Origin of the sequence: Streptomyces sp. CB01881, assembly GCF_002953255.1 — a bacterium.
In the GTDB taxonomy this organism is placed as follows: domain Bacteria; phylum Actinomycetota; class Actinomycetes; order Streptomycetales; family Streptomycetaceae; genus Kitasatospora.
Window position 1 is genome coordinate 10,916,869 of the sequence record NZ_CP026498.1, and the last position, 1,324, is coordinate 10,918,192.

At 65.7% G+C, this 1,324-nt stretch carries 1 protein-coding gene; it reads left to right on the forward strand.

The genetic code is table 11. From position 1 onward, the window contains the following. Positions 1-215 precede the first annotated feature (215 nt). On the forward strand, positions 216-1,324 hold a 1,109-nt coding region (locus C2142_RS36990), incomplete at its 3' end, for a tyrosine-type recombinase/integrase (RefSeq protein WP_241003044.1).

Below are 1,324 nucleotides of genomic sequence, written 5' to 3' on the forward strand. Positions count from 1 at the left end.
CGCCCGCCGGGCGATGGCCGAGGCCGACCCCGAGGGTGCCCATGAGCTGCGCGAACGCGTCCTGCGGGAGGCCCGGGCACTCGCCCGCATCCAGCACCCCAATGTCGCGGTGATCCACCACATATCACGAATCTAGCGTTTCTTCCCAGGTCAGGGGCGCGGCCGACCATCCGGGGTCAGCAAAAGGTCAGCAAGTCACCCGGGAGTCGTCAACCATGGCCACCACCAACCTCGTCCGCGGCATGGGCAGCTTCTTCAAGGAGTGCGAGCACCCCGAGAGCCGATGGCCGAGGTGCCCGCACGAGTACAAGATCAGGTACCGCAACGCTGCCGGGAAGCAGACCGAGGAGTCCGGTTTCGCCACCCAGGACAAGGCCAAGGCCCGGCTCGCCGAGGTCTACCAGACGCGGAAGAACAACCCGCAGAGCCAGCGCAAGGCTGAGCGCATCCAGAAGTACGGCTCAACGCGGTTCGAGGAGTACGTCACCGAGTGGAGGGCCGGCCAGCGCGACCTCAGCGCCGGCTCACTGCGCCACCTCGACTCCCGGCTGGAGCACCATCTCTACCCGGCGTTCCGGAGCCGCCGGATGGGTACCTTCGACCACAAGGTCGTCGAGGCGTTCATCCAGACCATGGAGCGCAACGGCGTGGCCCTGGCGACCCAGGCCAACGTCTTCGACAAGCTGAAGTCCATCCTCCTGGACGCACACCGACTGGGGCTCTACGACGAGAACCCGCTGGAGGGGGTCAAGCCCCCGCAGTACAACCCCAAGCGCGCCGTCATCCCCTCTCCGGCGCAACTCCGCGACATCCGGGTTGCCGGCGACGATGTGTTCTGTCTTGCGGCCGACCTGATGAGCGGCTGCGGCATGCGCAACGGCGAGGTACTGGCGGTCAACATCAACAACATCGTCGCCGACGACGTGTACCGGATCACCGAGCAGGTCAACCAGACCACGAAGGACTACGGACCCCTGAAGCACCGCAAGGTCGGCGACTACCGCGACGTTCCCCTCCCCGCTCATGTCAAGCACTCCATCGAGTGGTACGCGGACAAGTACGGCACGGTGGGCGGCTACCTGCTTCGGCATCCGCAGGATCTGGGCAAGCCGATGGCGCACTACTACCTGGAGTACCGGTGGCGGCGGATCAAGAAGGCCGGGATCGTCGGGATCCCCGAAGGCATGGTCCTTTACGGCCTCCGCCACTTCTTCGCGTCCAACTGCCTCGCCCACAACCTCCCGATCACGGACGTCGCGGAGTGGATGGGCCACCGCAGCCTCGACATCACGTTCAAGATCTACCGTCACCTCATGCCTGGCTC